Raw genomic sequence first — 16,126 nt, forward strand, 5'->3', positions numbered from 1 at the left:
GAGCCATGAAATACGTTCTATGGGCGGCCGCGCCGCTGTGCCTGGCGGCTTTGTCGGGGTGCTCGTCGGTGCCGGATGCGCCCGCGCCAGCGCCGGTGGTGGCGTCGCAGTTTTCGGTGGCCTCTTCGTTGCCGGACCTGCAGCCAGCGCAGGCGGCGCCCCAGCTCGATACCTGGTGGACCCTGTTCGAGCAGCCCCAGCTCAACCGCCTGGTGGACCAGGCCTTGGCGGCCAGCACCGAGGCGCGGATGGCGCTGGCGCGGGTGCGCGAGGCCAGGGCGGTGCGCGAGGCGACGCTGACCCAGTACCAGCCCCAGGGCGGCCTGCGCGCCAGCGGCGAGCGCAGAAGCGTGCAGCGGCTGGGCGGTGCATCGGCGGGTGGGGTTGGCCTGGGCCGGCAAAGCAGCGCCGGGCTGGACCTGCAAGTCTCCTGGGAGCTCGATGTGCTGGGCCGGGGTGATGCGCTGGCGCGGCAGGCCGATGGCGACTTTGGCGCGGCGCTCTATGGCGCCTATGGCGAGCGCGCGGCCTTGGTGGCCGAAGTGGCGCGCAGCCTGTTTGAGGCCCAGCGCCTGACCGCTGCGCTGGCCGATGCCCAGGCGACGATCACCATCCAGACCCGCCTGCAGCAGGTGCTGGCGCGCAAGCTCGAGCGCGGCCTGGTGGCGCTGGCCGATGTGGCGCGGGTCGATGCCAGCTTGCTGGCAGCCCAGGCCAATGCGCTGGTGCTGCAGTCGCAGCTCGATGCCGCACGGCGCGCCTTGCTGGTGCTGGTGGGGCAGGGCGACCAGCCCTTGTCGGCCCTGGTGCTCGATGACAGCCAAACCCAGGCGCCGGCGCTGCCGCGTGCCTTGCCTGCGGATTTGCTGGCGCGGCGCCCCGATGTGCTGCAGGCCCAGGCGCAGATGGATGCGGCCGCGGGCGGCCTGGAGCTGTCGCGCCTGGCGCTGCTGCCCAGCATCACCTTGACGCCCGGGCTGGGGCTGAACTGGCAAAAGCAGGGCGCGTCGCTCAGCACCGGGCTGTGGTCGCTGGCAGGCAATGTGGCCATGCCGGTACTGGACCGCCCGCGCTTGTTGGCCAACGCCCGCGCTCAGGGCGCCCGCGCCGAGCAGGCGGTGATCGCCTATGAGCAGGTGGTGCAGCGCGCGTTTTCCGAGACGGACCAGGCGCTGCTCCGCATGGCGCCCGATACACAGCGGCTGAAAGTGCTGGCGCAGGCCGAGGCGCGGGCGCAGACCGCCTATGAGGCGGCGCGCAAGGGCTATGAGGCCGGCTTTTTTGACCTGGTGGTGGTGCTCGATGCCGAGCAGGTCTACCGCGACTCGCGCGGTGGCCTGACCCAGGCGCGCGCTGAAGCCTTGGCGCATGCGGTGCAGGTGTTCCAGGCGCTGGGCGGCGGTTGGCCCCGGGATGCGCTGGGCACCGACACAGAGAAGACAAATTGAGAGGGATGCAATGCTGCAATCAATGACAAGCGGATGGCGCGTGGGCTTGGGGCTAGGCCTGGGGTCGCTGGCCCTGCTGGGCCTGGTGGCCTGCTCCGAAGGCAGTGCGGACAAGACTGCGAAGCCGGTGGCCGAGGTGGTGCGAACGGTGAGCGTGGCGCAGGTGGAGCTGCGTCCCATGGGTGGGGTGCAGCAGGCATCGGGCCTGCTGGTGGCGCGCGAAGAAATTGCGATTGGCCCGGAGCTGAGCGGCTACCGGGTGGCCGCGCTGCTGGCCGATGAGGGCGACCAGGTACGTGCCGGCCAGCCGCTGGCGCGGCTCGATGACGGCTTGCTGCAGGCCAAGATTGCCCAGGCCCAGGCCAGCCTGGTGCAGGCCAAGGCGCAGGCCAGGCAGGCCCGGGCCGAATCGGCACGGGTCGAAGGCCTGGACGGCCAGGGCGTGCTGTCGGACGAGCAGATCCAGCAGCGCCGCACGGCAGCGGCCAGCGCCCAGGCCAATGCCGATGTGGCAGCGGCCAACCTGGCGGGGCTGCGCGTAGAGGCCGAGCGCATGGTGCTGCGCGCGCCGGTGGCCGGTGTGGTGCTGCAGCGCAATGTGCGCCGGGGCGATGTGGCCAGCCCTGGGGGCGAGGCGATGTTCCGCCTGGCGCGGGACGGCATGGTGGAGCTGGCTGCCGAGGTGCCCGAGGACCAGGTGGACCGTATCCAGCCGGGCAACCAGGTGGCGGTGACCCTGGCTTCGGGTGTTGAGCTGGAGGGCCAGGTGCGGCTTTTGTCGCGCCGGGTGGACGACAAGACCAAGCTGGCCCAGGTGCGCGTGGCGCTGCCGGTGCGGGCCGATCTGCGCCCCGGCGGCTTTGCGCAGGCGCGTTTTGCGCAGGCGGCCGCACCGGTGGCGGCAGTGCCAGAAAAAGCCATCCACTTTGAAGCCGGTGGCCCGCAGCTGGCCACGATCGATGCCGACAGCCGTATCCGCAAGCTGCCGGTGAGCCTGGGCGCCCGTGCCCAGGGCTGGGTGGCCTTGCGCGATGGCCCGCCGCTGGGCACGCGCCTGGCCTTGGGCGGCGGCGCCTTTGTGCTGGAGGGGGACCGGGTGCAGATCAATGGCGCTGCCCAGCCGGCCGCCGTGCCTGCCACGCCGGAGGCGGCACCTGCACCTGCACCTGCTGCTGCGGCTGGAGGCCAGCGATGAAGCTGCGTATCTCCGCCTGGTCCATCCAGAACCCGATCCCCGTGGTGGTGCTGTTCATCGCCATCCTGGTGGCCGGGCTGATGGCCTACCGTGTCATGCCGATCAAGCTCTACCCGGATGTGTCCTTTCCCATCGTGCAGGTGGCAGTGGCCTTGCCCAGCGCGGCGGCCACCGAGGTGGAAACCCAGGTCACCCGCGTGGTGGAAGACGGGGTGGCCAATGTCGCCCGCGTCAAGCATGTGATCTCGACCGTCACCCAGGGCATGTCGCTGACCTTGGTGGAGTTCGAGATTGGGCTGGAGCCGCAGCGGGCCGTCGACGAGGTGCGGGCGGCCATTGACCGTGTGCGCGCCAACCTGCCAGCCAGCATCGAGCCGCCGATTGTCGAGCGCCTCGATTTTGATGCCATGCCCTTGCTGACCTATGCGGTCTCCGCCCCGGGCATGGACGATGTGGAACTGAACTGGTTCATTGAGGATGTGGTGGCGCGCAAGCTGGTGGCGCTGCCAGGGGTGGGGCAGGTGACCCAGGTCGGCGGTGTGGCGCGCGACATCACCGTGACGCTGGACCCCGCCAAGCTGCAGGCGCTGGGACTGACGGCCGTGGCGGTGAACGATGCGCTGCGCGCGCACAACCTCGATGCATCGGGCGGCCGCACGCAGATTGGTGCGCAGGAGCAGCAGGTGCGTATCCTCGCGGCCGCCCCATCGGTGCAGGAGCTTGAGCAGCTGGTGATTGCCACCCGTGACGGCCGCCATCTGCGCCTGGGTGATGTGGCCACCGTGGCCAGTGGCGCCAGCGACCGGCGCGGCTTTGCGGCCTTGAATGGCGAGGCGGTGGTCGGTTTTCAGGTGATGAAGACCAAGGCCGCGTCCGACGTGGATGTGGAGACGGCGGTGGCCAAGGCGGTGGCGGCGCTGGCCAAGGAGCAGCCCGGGGTCTCGTACCAGCTGGTGTCATCGGGCGCCAAGAACACCCGCGAGAGCTTTGATGCCACGGTGGCGACCTTGCTCGAAGGCATGCTGCTGGCGGCGGTCGTCGTGTTCATGTTCTTGCGCGACTGGCGCGCGACGCTCATTGCGGCGGTGGCCATGCCGATCTCGCTGGTCCCCACGTTTGCGGTGATCCATTGGCTCGGCTATTCGCTCAATATGCTGTCCCTGCTGGCCTTGACCTTGGTGATCGGCGTGCTGGTCGATGACGCGATTGTCGAGGTGGAGAACATCCAGAAGCGGGTGCAGGCCGGCGCCTCGCCCTGGCGCGCCTCGATGGAAGGGGCCGACGCGATTGGGCTGGCGGTGGTGGCCACCACCTTGGCGATTGCCGTGGTGTTTTTGCCCGTTGCATTTATGGGTGGCTATGCGGGACCGTACTTCCGCGAGTTCGGGGTGACGGTGGCCGTGTCGGTGATGTTTTCGCTCTTGGTGGCGCGCCTGCTGTCACCGCTGATGTGCGCCTATTTGCTCAAACCCTCGGCGCAGCCCCATCCGCACAAGCCCTTTACTGGCCGCTACCGCCAGTTGCTGGAATGGACTTTGTCGCACCGCTGGCTGTCGATTGGCGGCGGGGTGCTGATTTTTGTGGGCTCGCTGGTGCTCGCCTCGCTGCTGCCCACCGGCTTTGCGCCCAAGGGCGATGGCGGCACGGTGCAGATCAACCTGCAAGGCGCGCCCGGCGCGACCACCGAAGACATGCGCGCCTCGGCCGCCAGCCTGACCCGTTTGCTCCGCCAGCAAGGCGATGTGCAGGATGTGTTTGTCAGTGTGGGCAGCAGCCAGCGCGATGGCGACCCGCGCAAGGGCAGCGTGATTGTGCAGCTCAAATCACCGCGCTCGATGACGACCAAGGCCTTCCAGGACCATCTGCGGCCTCTGCTGCTGCAGGTGCCCGATGTGCGGCTGAGCTATAGCGAGAGCGAAGGCGGCGGCACGCAGAACCTGCAGGTAATCCTGGGTGGCCACCATGGCGAGCTGCTGCGGCGCACGGCGGCAGACGCCGAGCGCGAGCTGCGCGGCCTGCCCATGCTGGCCAATGTGCACCAGGTGGCGCCCAACCCGGGCCCCGAGCTGGTGATACGGCTCAAGCCCGATGCGGCCGCGCGCCTGGGCGTGACCCCCGATGTGGTGGCCGAGGTGGCGCGCATGGCCAGCCTGGGTGACCTGGATGCGACCGCCTCCAAGTTCAACACCGGGCGCCAGCGGCTGGCGGTGCGCGTGCGGCTGCCCCAGGGTACCTTGCGTGATCTGGACAGTATTGGCGCGCTGCGCGTGCCCACGGGGCAGGGTGGCACGGTGCCCTTGTCGGCGGTGGCGGACATGCATTTCCAGGTGGGCGAATCCCACATCGATCGCTTTGACCGCGAGCGCCGCATCACCTTGGAGGCGGAGGTCCATGGCGTGTCGCTGGGCCAGGCCAATGCGGCCGTGGATGCGCTGCCGTTCCTGAAGAACCTGCCCGAGGGCGTATCGCGCCCGCTCTATGGCGATGCCGAGGGCATGCAGGAGCTGTTTGCCAGCTTTGGCCTGGCCATCATGGCGGGGGTGGGGCTGATCTTTGGCGTGCTGATCTTGCTGTTCCGCAGCTTTGTCAAACCGGTGGTGATTCTGGCGGCACTGCCGCTGTCGCTGGCCGGCGCCTTTTTGGCCTTGCTGGCAACAGGCGGAGAGCTGAACCTGCCGGTGCTGATTGGCTTGCTGATGCTGATGGGCCTGGCGGCGAAGAACTCGATCTTGCTGGTCGAGCATGCGGTGGAGGCCGAGCGCATGGGCAAGAGCCAGACCGAGGCCCTGCTGGAAGCCGCCCATGAGCGCACCCGGCCGATCATCATGACCACGATTGCGATGGCCATGGGCATGCTGCCTACCGCTTTGGGCGTGAGCAGCGGCTCGGAGTTCCGCCAGCCGCTCGCCGTTGCCGTCATCGGCGGGCTGGTGTCGTCCACCGCCTTGTCGCTGGTGCTGGTGCCGGTGGTCTATGCGGTGATGGATGATCTGGAGAACTGGCTGCGGCCCAAACTGGCGCGCTGGGTGACCTTGCCCAGTGCTCAGGATCAGCGGGAGACGCTACAGGCCCACCAATGAGAGCCGCAAACAAAACCCTTGATACGTCGTTGCCTAGCCGGCCGCCTCAAGCCTTGCCGTACGTTTGTACTGTCTGCGGTTTGACACCTCGTCTCAACCGCAAACCTCCGGTTTGCTGGGTCGTGTTAGCGGCTCCAAGTTCGCTGCCGTGCGGCCCCCGGCGCAGCGGTTGCGCCGGGCAACAAAAAACCCGCTGGATCAGCGGGCTGCGGTTCACAAACCTGTTTCCTTCCAGTTCGGGACGGTAATGGGGCTGGTGAGTTGGTCAATCTTGGCGTCAATCAGCATCATCTTGGCGTGCTCGGGCGTACCTTCCTGTGGGTTCTGCATCAAAAGACTGGCACCTTCGGCTTTGAGCTGTTCCAGGTAATCGCCTGTGGCAGCATCCTCCTGCTTTCGTTGCGACACGGCAAACCTTCCTGTCGGTGCCACATGGACGGGCTCCAACGTGGACAGCTTAGTACGAAAGCAAGATTTATCCTATAGATGCATTTGTATATTTGATCATGTTACAAAATAAATCATTTGCCCCCAAATAGGGTTTTCGAATGCTGTACCGCTGATGTCTGCGGCGATGAAATGCCTCAAGTGGCCGATGGTTTGCTTGCTTTGGGCCGGCCGTCGGGGGCACGCGCATCGGTATCGATCAGACCGCGCTTGAGATCTGTATGGGCTTGCTCCATCTCGGGCGAGGGCTCTGGGCTGGTCTCCCCCACGGACTGGTCTTTTTCATGGGGCATCTTGGCCTGCGAGCCGGTGTCATGGGGCTGCTGCTTGCGGGTGGTGTTGATCTTGGTCTCGTCGCTCGCGGGCGGGTTGGTTTTCTCGGGGGCTTGGTCTGGCATACATCCTCCAGGGTTCATGGGGCTCAGCGCCCATGGTGGACTGCAAGGCAAGGCTTGTGTGTAGGAAAAGCGGGGGCAGCGCTTGTGCGCCAAAGCATGGTTTTGTTCTGCCACCGCTGATAGCAGAACCCTTGCACGCCGATGCGGGCGGCTTTCCTACATGGCGCTAGTTTGTCTTTGGATAAGGTATGAGCTAGAGCACATTTTGGGCTTGGTACAAGAAAGGAAAGAACATGTTTTTCAAGAAGCGACAAGTCAGCCTCTCCGATGTGAAGGGGGATGTCGACCAGTTGGTGGGCGATGTGCGTGCACTGCTGTCGGTCAAGGAGCTCGATGCGATCCCCGAGATCAAGCGCATTCGCGAGCGCATGGACGAGGGCATGGGCATGGCCCGCGATTCCGCAGCCCGCGCCATTGCGCAAACCAAGCACACCGCCGCCTGCACTGACAAATATGCGCATGACGAGCCCTGGCACATTGCAGGCGCAGCATTGGCCATTGGTGTGGTGCTGGGCTACGCAGCCTGCCGTCGCTGATCGCCAAATTTTGGGGCTGGCGGCGCCGGCCCTTTGTGCATGCGAGAAAACCTGCGCTGACCGCATCGGGTCAGGGCAGGTTTTTTTGCGCCATGTCCACCGGCGCCGCGCCATGCGGCATCAACGCGGCGGGTTTGCGAGGGGCAAGTCGCTGCGGGCAGGCGCCAGCGGAGTCAAGGGACGGTCAGTGGACATCGCAGGGGGCGCCTCCACGCGTTTGACCTGGGCATCTTGCTGGGCTTTGCGATAGGCCGCCTCGGCGTCTTTTTTGCAGATGCCGACGGCATCACCGCGCATCTCATTGCAGCGCTCGTTGGCAACGCGGTAGTCTGCTTCGGCTCTGGCCACACGCACCTGGTAACTGTGGCCGGCGTCGCCCAGCACTTTGGCATCGCGCTCGGCCTGGGCCACGCGCTGGCTGCCTTTGGCATCCTCTATGCAGATGTGCTTGTCGTTGCCCTGCAGCGACTGGCAATGGGCGATGGCCGTGCTGTACTGGGCCGCAATGCGGTCGGTTTCAGCGCGGAGCTCCTCATCGCTCATCGCAGAGGCCGTGGCAGCGATACACAGGCTCGCCAGCGCGGCGGCCGCTTTCCTAGAAACTTTGGAGGTAGCTCTCTTAATCAGCATGCCCCATGCTAGGACAGAGGCGGGTGAAGGCCTGACAGCAGCCGATGCCATCTGCCGTAGGACGAGGCGCGCCTGTGCGTTGCCTGTGCGGCGCAGATATGCCAGCAGGGTATAGCTGCTAGGCCGCTGTGCCCGTGGCTCTTTGTGGTGTCTGTCCCCAGAATGGATACCAACAGAACACGGGGAGCATTCCATGCCAACAGCGATTCCTTGCCTGCTGATGCGGGGCGGCACGTCCAAAGGGCCATTCTTCAATGCCGCCCATTTGCCCCAGGATACGGCCACGCGGGACCGGGTGCTGTTGGCCGCAATGGGCTCACCCGACGGCCGGCAGATCGACGGCATTGGCGGCGGGCATGCGCTGACCAGCAAGATCGGCATTGTCAGCCGCTCGGCGCAAGCGGGGGTGGATCTGGAGTTTCTGTTCGCCCAGGTGCAGCCGGACATGGGCACGGTCGATACCCGCCCCAACTGCGGCAATATGCTGGCCGCGGCGGTGCCCTTTGCGCTGGCCTCGGGCATGGTGCAGGCCCAAGGTGAGCGTGCCAGCTTTCGCGTGTTGGCCCGCAACACCGGCATGCTGGCCGATATCACGCTGCCGCTATCTGGCGGCCAGCTGGCAGATGGCGGAGACGCCCGCATCGATGGCGTGCCGGGCAGCGCTGCGCCGATCGAGATCTGTTTTCAGGAAACAGCGGGGTCGGTCTGCAAGAGCCTGCTGCCCACCGGCAAGGCGCGCGAGCGCATGGACGTGGCAGGAGAGGGCTTTGCGCCATTCAGCGTGGAGGTGACCTGCATCGACAACGGCATGCCGTTGGTGATGGTCAAAGCAAAGGATATGGGTGCCAGCGGCTATGAGACCGTTGCCCAGCTCGATGCCCACCACCATCTTCGGCGCCGGCTGGAGGCGCTGCGCCTGCAGGCCGCGAAGGCCATGGGTCTGGGTGACGTCTCTGCCAAAAACTACCCCAAGATGACCCTGGTGGCGCCGCCCCGGCATGGCGGTGCGATCAGCACGCGCAGCTTTATCCCCCATGTGTGCCACGAAAGCATTGGCGTGCTGGCCGCGGTCACGGTGGGCACGGCCGTTGAGCTGCCAGGCTCCGTCTGTGACGGATGGGCCCGGCGGGCCAGCGGTGCCGATGCCGATACGGTCGCCATCGAGCATCCCTCCGGCGTGTTGAGCGTCAAGCTCAAGCAGGGCGTGGCGCAGGCCGATGCGCCGCCCCAGGTGGCCTTGCTGCGCACAGCGCGGGTGCTGATGCGCGGCGAGGTGATGGTGCCCAGCGCCATCTGGGCAGGGCCCGTGTAACGCTGGGCCATACAAAGCCACGTTTGGCTGCAAGCGCTACCAAAGAGAACAAACAGGGAGGAGCACCGCATGATTATTGATGTACATGGGCATTACACAACCGCACCTGCTGGCTTGGGCCAGTGGCGCGACCTGCAGATGGCTGGCCTCAAGGACCCACGCCTGACGCCTCGGGCCGCAGATTTGCGCATCAGCGATGACGAGATTCGCGAGACCATCGAGTGCAACCAACTCCAGCTGATGCGCCAGCGGGGGCTGGACCTGACCGTCTTCAGCCCGCGCGCCAGCTTCATGGCCCACCATATCGGCGATTTCGAGACATCGAGCGCCTGGGCCGAGGTCTGCAATGAGCTGTGCTTTCGCGTGAGCGAGCTGTTCCCCGACCACTTTGTGCCGGCCGCGATGCTGCCCCAGTCCCCGGGTGTCGATCCCCGCACCTGCATCACCGAGCTGGTGCGCTGTGTCGAGCAATACGGCAATGTGGCGATCAACCTCAACCCTGATCCCTCCGGTGGGCACTGGACTGCGCCGCCGCTGTCTGACCGCTCCTGGTACCCGATTTACGAAAAGATGGTGGAGTACGACATCCCCGCGATGGTGCATGTCTCCACCAGTTGCAATGCCTGCTTTCACACCACTGGCGCGCACTACCTCAATGCCGACACAACGGCCTTTATGCAGTGCCTCGACAGTGCGCTGTTCCAGGACTTTCCCACGCTGCGCCTGCTGATCCCCCACGGAGGAGGGGCCGCGCCTTACCACTGGGGGCGGTTTCGGGGGCTGGCGCAGGCGCTGGGCAAGCCCTTGCTCGAGGAGCACCTGCTCAACAACCTGTATTTTGACACCTGTGTCTACCACCAGGCCGGCATTGACTTGCTCACCCGGGTGCTGCCAGTCAAAAACATTCTGTTTGCCAGCGAAATGGTGGGGGCGGTGCGCGGCATCGATCTGCAAACCGGCCACCACTACGACGACACCCGGCGCTATATCGAGGCAACGCCTCATCTCAACGACGAAGAGCGACATCAGGTCTACGAGGGCAATGCGCGCCGCGTGTTTCCGCGCCTGGATGCCGTGCTTCGCCACCGGGGGCTGTGAAGCGCCCGCCACCCACCAACAAGGACATTTCCATGTATGAACTCGGTGTTGTTTACCGCCATATCCAGCGTGCTGACCGTGCCGCAGCCGATGGCCTGGCCCCTCTGGGTTCGGCCACGGTGCATGAGGCCATGGGCCGTGTCGGCCTGCTCCAGCCAGCGCTGCGTCCCATCGCCGCGGGCCAGTGTGTCTCCGGCACAGCGGTGACGGTGCTGCTCCAGCCCGGCGACAACTGGATGTTGCATGTGGCGGCAGAGCAGATCCAGCCTGGCGACATCGTCGTGGCGGCCGTGACCTCACCATGCAGCGATGGCTATTTTGGCGACCTGCTGGCCACCAGCTTTCAGGCGCGTGGCGCACGGGCGCTGGTCATCGATGCGGGCGTGCGCGATACCAAGGCCTTGCAGGAGATGGGGTTCCCCGTCTGGAGCCGGACGGTGTCCTCCAAGGGCACGATCAAGGCAACGCTGGGCTCGGTCAACATCCCGGTCGTCTGCGCCGGCATGTGGGTCACCCCGGGCGATGTGATCGTGGCCGATGACGATGGTGTGGTCTGCGTGCCTGCCGCCATCGCGCCTGCCACCTGGGAGACCGCGCTGGACCGAGAGCGTTTTGAGATGGCCAAACGTGCCCAGCTGGCCGCTGGCGTGTTGGGGCTGGATCTCTACCAGATGCGTGCGCCGCTGGCCAAATCCGGCCTGCGCTATATCGACTAAAGGGGTTGCATCGTGTCCTTGTCTGTCAAAACCCCCGGCTGGCTGGATTGGCATCCCTGGCCGGCAAAGCCTGTGCTGCAGTTACCCGAGGGTGCTGTAGATGCGCACTGCCATGTGTTTGGGCCGGCTGCGGAGTTCCCCTTTGCCGCTGAGCGCAAATACACCCCCTGTGATGCCAGCAAGCAGCAGCTGTTTGCATTGCGTGACCACCTGGGCTTCTCGCGCAATGTGATTGTGCAAGCTACCTGCCACGGTGCGGACAACCGGGCCATGGTCGATGCCTGCAAGACATCCGGCGGCAAAGCGCGGGGGGTCGCCACCGTGCGGCGCAGCATCACCGACCAGGAGCTGCAAGAGCTGCACCTGGCCGGCGTGCGGGGCGTGCGCTTTAACTTTGTCAAGCGGCTGGTGGATGTGACCCCGCAGGATGAACTCCAGGAGATTGCCGAGCGCATCGCCGCTTGGGGCTGGCATGTGGTGGTTTATTTTGAAGCGCAGGACCTGCCTGAGCTGTGGCCATTCTTGCGCCGCTTGCCCACCCCCGTCGTGGTAGACCACATGGGGCGCCCCGATGTCGGCCAAGCCGCCGATGGGCCGGAGTTCGGCATGTTTTTGCAGCTGATGCACGAGAGCGACAACCTCTGGTGCAAGGTCAGCTGCCCGGAGCGCTTGTCGCTGACGGGCCCGCAGGCGCTGCATGGCGAGCGCCGCGCCTACCAGGATGTGGTGCCTTTTGCGCGCCGGGTGGTCGAGGCCTTTCCCAGCCGTGTGCTCTGGGGCACCGATTGGCCCCATCCCAATCTTAAGGGCCACATGCCCGATGACGGCTTGCTGGTGGATTTCATCGCCCAGATCGCCCCCACGCCTGCGCTGCGCCACCAGTTGCTGGTGGACAACCCCATGCGTCTGTATTGGCCAGAGGAGGCATGAGCCCACAGGATGTTTCCACGCGGATCCGCCCATCGGGCTGCGGGCCAAGACCCCATGACCAACTTGGAAAGAAAAATATGGCTTTAGAAAAACCCTATCTTGATGTGCCGGGCACCGTGGTATTTGATGCTGACCAGTCACGCAAGGGCTATTGGCTCAACCAGTTTTGCATGTCGTTGATGCAAGCGGACAACCGGGCGCGTTTCAAGGCCGATGAGCGGGCCTATCTGGACGGCTGGGATATGACCGAGGAGCAGAAGCAGGCCGTGATGGCCCGCGACCTGAATTGGTGCATACGCACAGGCGGAAATATCTATTTTCTGGCCAAGATCGGGGCCACCGATGGCAAGAGCTTTCAGCAAATGGCCGGCTCGATGACGGGCATGAGCGAGGAGGCTTACCGCGCAATGATGATCGCCGGTGGTCGCTCGGTGGAGGGGTGCCGCTTCATGCATGAGGCGGCTGGCACGCCGGCGCAGCCGACAGGCGGCATCGCCATCCAGGAGGGGGTCTGATATGGCACGCATCAGCGCATCGGTGTTCACCTCACATGTGCCCGCCATTGGCGTGGCCATCGACCAGGGCCTCACCCAGCAAGCCTACTGGCAGCCGCTCTTCCAAGGCTATGAATATTCGCGCCAGTGGATGCGCGAGAACCCGCCCGACGTCATATTTCTGGTCTACAACGACCATGCAACAGCCTTCAGCCTGGACCTGATTCCCACCTTTGCCATCGGCACGGGTGCGGCCTACTCGCCAGCCGATGAAGGCTGGGGGCCGCGACCGGTGCCGAACGTGATCGGCCATCCTGAGCTGGCCTCGCATATCGCGCAGTCGGTGATACAGCAGGATTTTGACCTGACCATCGTCAACAAGATGGATGTAGACCATGGGCTCACCGTGCCGCTGTCCCTGATGTGCGGAGAGCAGCCCGCCGATGGCGGTGCCTGGCCTTGCCCGGTCATTCCGTTTGCCGTCAATGTGGTGCAGTACCCCGTCCCCTCGGGCCAGCGCTGCTTCAGCCTGGGCAATGCGATCCGCAAGGCGGTGGAGAGCTTTGACGCCGACCTCAACGTGCAGATCTGGGGCACCGGTGGCATGAGCCATCAGCTGCAAGGCACGCGTGCGGGTCTGATCAACCAGGAGTGGGACAACTGCTTCCTGGACCAGCTGATCCACCGCCCCGCCAGTTTGGCCAAGGTGCCCCATATCGACTATGTGCGAGAGGCGGGCTCCGAGGGGATTGAGCTGGTCATGTGGCTGATTGCCCGTGGCGCGATGGCCGATGTGGCCGATCCTGCTAAGCGGCCCACGGTCAAGCACCGCTTCTACCATGTGCCGGCCTCCAACACCGCCGTGGGTCACCTGATTCTAGAAAACGCTTGAGAGACGCTGATGTTTCTGATTTTTGGTACGCATCGCCCAGTTGCTGATTTGGGCACCCAGACACCCTGGAGGACACCATGACACGTCGACCCATCAACGTAGCGCTTGCAGGAGCGGGCGCCTTTGGCCTCAAACACCTGGAAGGCATTGCGCATATCCCCGGGGTGCAGGTTGTGTCCCTGGTCGACCCCGATTTGTCCAAGGCGCGGCAGGTGGCCGAGCAATATGCCATTGCGCATGTGGCCACCAGCTTGCAGGACAGCCTGGCGCGGCCGCAGGTGGATGCGGTGATTCTGTGCACGCCCACGCAGCTGCATGCCAGCCAGGCGCGCCAGTGCTTGCTGGCAGGCAAGCATGTGCAGGTGGAGATTCCGCTCGCCGACCGGTTGGAAGACGCGCTGGCGGTGGCCGAGCTGCAAAAATCCAGTGGCCTGGTGGCGATGTGTGGCCATACCCGCCGCTTCAATCCCAGCCACCAATGGATCCAGCAAAAGGTGCAGGCGGGCAGCTTCCGGCTCCAGCAAATGGATGTGCAGACCCACTTTTTCCGCCGCAGCAATACGAACGCCTTGGGTCAGCCGCGCAGCTGGACCGACCATCTGCTCTGGCACCATGCGGCGCACACGGTCGATTTGTTCGCCCACCAGGCCGGCAGTCCCATCGTGCAATCCCATGCCGTGCAAGGGCCGCTGCACCCCGAGCTGGGCATTGCGATGGACATGGGCATCGTGCTCAAGGCGGCCAATGGCGCCCTGTGCACCCTGAGCCTGTCTTTCAACAACGATGGCCCATTGGGTACTTTCTTTCGCTATATCGGCGACACGGGCACCTATGTGGCGCGTTATGACGAGTTGCTCGATGGCCAGGGTCAGGCCATCGATGTCTCGCAGGTGGACGTGTCGATGAATGGCATCGAGCTGCAGGACCGCGAGTTTTTCGCCGCCATCCGCGAGGGCCGCCAGCCCCGCGCCAGCATCGCCCAGGTGTTGCCCTGCTACCAGGTTTTGCATGCTTTGGAGCAGCAGCTGCAGTAATATCGGCCCGACCAGTCGTGAACCGCCTGCACACCTTATCGCAGGCGGTTTTGGTTTTTCAGGAGAGATGATGAGCGATCGCCTTATTGGCCCCTTCCAGGTCGGCCCTGTCGCCCTGGGTTGCATGAACCTGAGCCATGCCTATGGCCACCCGGCCACGCAGGCGCAGGCCCAGGCGCTGCTGCATGCAGCGCTCGATGCCGGGGTCACCTTGTTTGATACAGCAGCGCTCTACGGCTTTGGCGCCAATGAAGCGCTGGTCGGGCCGGTGCTCAAGCCGCACCGCCACCGCATTACGCTGGCGAGCAAGTGCGGTATGGCGGGCGTGCGTGGCGATGATGGCGTGATGCGCCGTGTGATTGATGGCCATCCCAAGACCTTGCGCCGCCATTGCGAAGACAGCTTGCAGCGTCTGGGCACCGATGTCATTGACCTGTACTACCTGCACCGCTGGGACCGGCGGGTGCCGATCGAAGAATCGGTGGGCGCGATGTCGCGCCTGGTGGAAGAGGGCAAGGTCCGGGCGCTAGGCCTGTCCGAGGTCGGGGCGGAGACGCTGCGGCGCGCCCATGCCACCCACCCGATTGCGGCCTTGCAAAGCGAGTATTCGCTGTGGTCACGCAATGCCGAGTTGGGAAGCTTGCAGGCTTGCCGCGAGCTGGGCATTGCCTATGTAGCCTTCAGCCCGATGGGCCGGGCTTTTCTGTCAGGCAAATTGCCTGCCGGCACCCAATGGGTGCCGGGCGATATCCGTGCGGGCATGCCCCGTTTCCAGCCCGAGGCCTATGCCAAGAACCTGCGGCTGCTGGCGCCCATGCAGGCGATTGCCGAGCGCGCGGACTGCAGCCTGGCCGAACTGGCCATTGCCTGGGTGCTGCACCAGGGCGAGCATGTGGTTGCGCTGCCAGGTACCACCGATATAGACCATTTGCATGAAAATCTGCGTGGCGGCAGTGTGCGGCTGGATACCGGCTTGCTGGCCGAGCTCGACGCCTTGTTTGCCCCGGAGGCCATCGAAGGCGAGCGTTATGCACCAGCCTCGCAGCGCGAGGTGGATACCGAAAAGTTTGCGTTCGAGCAGTGCTGATGCCAGGCTGACAGGGCGCTTGGGGGCGCTGTGCAGAACGGGGAGCGGATCGACCCGACTCCCCGTCCCGCTGTCCTGTGCTACCTGCCATCCCGCGCGCTGGGACTAGACCGTCAGGTAGCCGCCATCGACGGGAATGACGGCGCCGTTGACAAAGGATGCGGCGGGTGAGCACAGAAAACCGATCACCGCCGCCACCTCGGACGCATGGCCCCAGCGCTGCATGGGGGTGCGAGACAGAATGCCTGCCGAGGCCTTGGGGTCGGCCATCAGGCCTTCGCTCAAGGGGGTGGCAATCCAGCCGGGAGCGACCGCATTGACACGCACGCCCTCATGCGCCCAGGTTTGGGCCAGCGAGCGCGTCAGCTGCACGATGCCGCCCTTGCTGGCACTGTAGGCGGGGCGGTCCTTGCTGCCGAAGTAGCTGTACATCGATGCCACATTGACGATGCAGCCCTGGCGTTGCAGCAGATGTGGCGCAGCGGCCATCGAGGCCTGCATCACGGCCGTCAAATTGGTGTGGATGACTTGCAAGAAGGCCTCTGGCTGGTATTCCTGTGCATGGCGGCTGATGCCCGCCGCGTTGACCAGCGCATCGAGCCGGGGCAGCTCGGCGATCGTCTGGCTCAGCTTGGCGCTGTCACAGACATCGAGCTCCAGGCACTGGATGCGGGGATGGCGCGGCGCATGCAGGCCCTGCGCGTCCAGCCCCAGGGCCAGCACGGAGGCGCCGGCGTGGGCAAAGTGCAGCGCGGTGCTCGCGCCAATGCCGGAGGTGCCGCCGGTAATGAGAATGACGTTTTCTTCGATGGTGGACATCCTGGGTGTT

General features: G+C 65.2%; 16 protein-coding genes. 12 read left to right on the forward strand and 4 right to left on the reverse strand.

Features of this window, described 5'->3' with window-relative positions; translation table 11 throughout:
* Nucleotides 1–5 precede the first annotated feature (5 nt).
* The 3 genes from DCO45_RS07400 to DCO45_RS07410 are packed head-to-tail and all read left to right on the forward strand — an operon-like array spanning nt 6 to nt 5,723.
* On the forward strand, nt 6–1,448 hold the full coding sequence (locus DCO45_RS07400) for a TolC family protein (RefSeq protein WP_116925202.1): 1,443 nt from the start codon (nt 6–8) through the stop codon (nt 1,446–1,448).
* Between the two features lie 22 nt (nt 1,449–1,470).
* Complete coding sequence (locus tag DCO45_RS07405; RefSeq protein ID WP_116925203.1) at nt 1,471–2,643, forward strand: efflux RND transporter periplasmic adaptor subunit; 1,173 nt, start codon at nt 1,471–1,473, stop codon at nt 2,641–2,643.
* Nucleotides 2,640–5,723, forward strand: a complete 3,084-nt coding sequence (locus tag DCO45_RS07410) for an efflux RND transporter permease subunit (protein WP_116925204.1) — start codon at nt 2,640–2,642, stop codon at nt 5,721–5,723. The genes DCO45_RS07405 and DCO45_RS07410 overlap by 4 nt, the downstream gene beginning before the upstream one ends.
* A gap of 213 nt (nt 5,724–5,936) precedes the next feature.
* Here the strand turns inward: DCO45_RS07410 and DCO45_RS07415 are convergent, their stop codons facing one another.
* Together DCO45_RS07415 and DCO45_RS07420 are read right to left on the reverse strand one after the other, a co-directional pair.
* Nucleotides 5,937–6,131 (reverse strand): hypothetical protein, encoded by a 195-nt coding sequence (locus DCO45_RS07415; protein WP_133248088.1) that lies wholly within the window; start codon nt 6,129–6,131, stop codon nt 5,937–5,939.
* Between the two features lie 176 nt (nt 6,132–6,307).
* Nucleotides 6,308–6,568: a hypothetical protein gene (locus DCO45_RS07420; RefSeq protein WP_232539609.1), complete on the reverse strand. Its 261-nt coding sequence runs from the start codon at nt 6,566–6,568 to the stop codon at nt 6,308–6,310.
* A 233-nt stretch (nt 6,569–6,801) separates the two neighbouring features.
* Between DCO45_RS07420 and DCO45_RS07425 the strand changes: the two genes are divergently transcribed.
* Nucleotides 6,802–7,104 (forward strand): DUF883 family protein, encoded by a 303-nt coding sequence (locus tag DCO45_RS07425; protein ID WP_116925207.1) that lies wholly within the window; start codon nt 6,802–6,804, stop codon nt 7,102–7,104.
* 120 nt (nt 7,105–7,224) lie between these two features.
* On the opposite strand, the gene DCO45_RS07430 is transcribed toward DCO45_RS07425, so the two are convergent.
* On the reverse strand, nt 7,225–7,734 hold the full coding sequence (locus tag DCO45_RS07430; RefSeq protein WP_133248089.1) for a hypothetical protein: 510 nt from the start codon (nt 7,732–7,734) through the stop codon (nt 7,225–7,227).
* A gap of 193 nt (nt 7,735–7,927) precedes the next feature.
* On the opposite strand from DCO45_RS07430, the gene DCO45_RS07435 reads away from it, so the two are divergent.
* The 8 genes from DCO45_RS07435 (at nt 7,928) to DCO45_RS07470 (ending at nt 15,297) form a co-directional block, all read left to right on the forward strand.
* A complete protein-coding gene (locus tag DCO45_RS07435; protein ID WP_116925209.1) occupies nt 7,928–9,046 on the forward strand; it encodes a 4-oxalomesaconate tautomerase in 1,119 nt (372 codons plus the stop codon).
* 69 nt (nt 9,047–9,115) lie between these two features.
* Complete coding sequence (locus DCO45_RS07440; protein WP_116925210.1) at nt 9,116–10,144, forward strand: amidohydrolase family protein; 1,029 nt, start codon at nt 9,116–9,118, stop codon at nt 10,142–10,144.
* A gap of 32 nt (nt 10,145–10,176) precedes the next feature.
* On the forward strand, nt 10,177–10,860 hold the full coding sequence (ligK, locus tag DCO45_RS07445; protein ID WP_116925284.1) for a 4-carboxy-4-hydroxy-2-oxoadipate aldolase/oxaloacetate decarboxylase: 684 nt from the start codon (nt 10,177–10,179) through the stop codon (nt 10,858–10,860).
* A gap of 12 nt (nt 10,861–10,872) precedes the next feature.
* Nucleotides 10,873–11,790, forward strand: coding sequence for an amidohydrolase family protein (locus tag DCO45_RS07450; RefSeq protein ID WP_116925211.1), 918 nt, complete (start codon nt 10,873–10,875; stop codon nt 11,788–11,790).
* 77 nt (nt 11,791–11,867) lie between these two features.
* Nucleotides 11,868–12,305 (forward strand): protocatechuate 4,5-dioxygenase subunit alpha, encoded by a 438-nt coding sequence (gene ligA / locus DCO45_RS07455; RefSeq protein WP_116925212.1) that lies wholly within the window; start codon nt 11,868–11,870, stop codon nt 12,303–12,305.
* Between the two features lies 1 nt (nt 12,306).
* A complete protein-coding gene (locus DCO45_RS07460; protein ID WP_116925213.1) occupies nt 12,307–13,176 on the forward strand; it encodes a class III extradiol dioxygenase subunit beta in 870 nt (289 codons plus the stop codon).
* Between the two features lie 77 nt (nt 13,177–13,253).
* The gene (locus DCO45_RS07465; RefSeq protein WP_116925214.1) at nt 13,254–14,210 is read left to right on the forward strand and encodes a Gfo/Idh/MocA family oxidoreductase; all 957 of its coding nucleotides are present in this window, start codon (nt 13,254–13,256) and stop codon (nt 14,208–14,210) included.
* A 70-nt stretch (nt 14,211–14,280) separates the two neighbouring features.
* Nucleotides 14,281–15,297, forward strand: a complete 1,017-nt coding sequence (locus DCO45_RS07470; protein WP_116925285.1) for an aldo/keto reductase — start codon at nt 14,281–14,283, stop codon at nt 15,295–15,297.
* Nucleotides 15,298–15,402: 105 nt separating this feature from the next.
* On the opposite strand, the gene DCO45_RS07475 is transcribed toward DCO45_RS07470, so the two are convergent.
* Complete coding sequence (locus DCO45_RS07475; RefSeq protein WP_116925215.1) at nt 15,403–16,116, reverse strand: SDR family oxidoreductase; 714 nt, start codon at nt 16,114–16,116, stop codon at nt 15,403–15,405.
* Nucleotides 16,117–16,126 lie beyond the last annotated feature (10 nt).

It is taken from the genome of Comamonas sp. JNW, from assembly GCF_003105075.1.
GTDB lineage: Bacteria > Pseudomonadota > Gammaproteobacteria > Burkholderiales > Burkholderiaceae_C > Comamonas > Comamonas squillarum.

Bases quoted from the DNA above. Each gene is read 5' to 3' on its own strand.
- DCO45_RS07430 (WP_133248089.1), bottom strand. From the start codon at position 7,734: ATGCTGATTAAGAGAGCTACCTCCAAAGTTTCTAGGAAAGCGGCCGCC.
- DCO45_RS07475 (WP_116925215.1), bottom strand. From the start codon at position 16,116: ATGTCCACCATCGAAGAAAACGTCATTCTCATTACCGGCGGCACCTCC.
- DCO45_RS07420 (WP_232539609.1), bottom strand. From the start codon at position 6,568: ATGCCAGACCAAGCCCCCGAGAAAACCAACCCGCCCGCGAGCGACGAG.
- DCO45_RS07460 (WP_116925213.1), top strand. From the start codon at position 12,307: ATGGCACGCATCAGCGCATCGGTGTTCACCTCACATGTGCCCGCCATT.
- DCO45_RS07465 (WP_116925214.1), top strand. From the start codon at position 13,254: ATGACACGTCGACCCATCAACGTAGCGCTTGCAGGAGCGGGCGCCTTT.
- ligA (WP_116925212.1), top strand. From the start codon at position 11,868: ATGGCTTTAGAAAAACCCTATCTTGATGTGCCGGGCACCGTGGTATTT.
- DCO45_RS07400 (WP_116925202.1), top strand. From the start codon at position 6: ATGAAATACGTTCTATGGGCGGCCGCGCCGCTGTGCCTGGCGGCTTTG.
- DCO45_RS07470 (WP_116925285.1), top strand. From the start codon at position 14,281: ATGAGCGATCGCCTTATTGGCCCCTTCCAGGTCGGCCCTGTCGCCCTG.
- ligK (WP_116925284.1), top strand. From the start codon at position 10,177: ATGTATGAACTCGGTGTTGTTTACCGCCATATCCAGCGTGCTGACCGT.
- DCO45_RS07405 (WP_116925203.1), top strand. From the start codon at position 1,471: ATGACAAGCGGATGGCGCGTGGGCTTGGGGCTAGGCCTGGGGTCGCTG.
- DCO45_RS07435 (WP_116925209.1), top strand. From the start codon at position 7,928: ATGCCAACAGCGATTCCTTGCCTGCTGATGCGGGGCGGCACGTCCAAA.
- DCO45_RS07440 (WP_116925210.1), top strand. From the start codon at position 9,116: ATGATTATTGATGTACATGGGCATTACACAACCGCACCTGCTGGCTTG.
- DCO45_RS07425 (WP_116925207.1), top strand. From the start codon at position 6,802: ATGTTTTTCAAGAAGCGACAAGTCAGCCTCTCCGATGTGAAGGGGGAT.
- DCO45_RS07410 (WP_116925204.1), top strand. From the start codon at position 2,640: ATGAAGCTGCGTATCTCCGCCTGGTCCATCCAGAACCCGATCCCCGTG.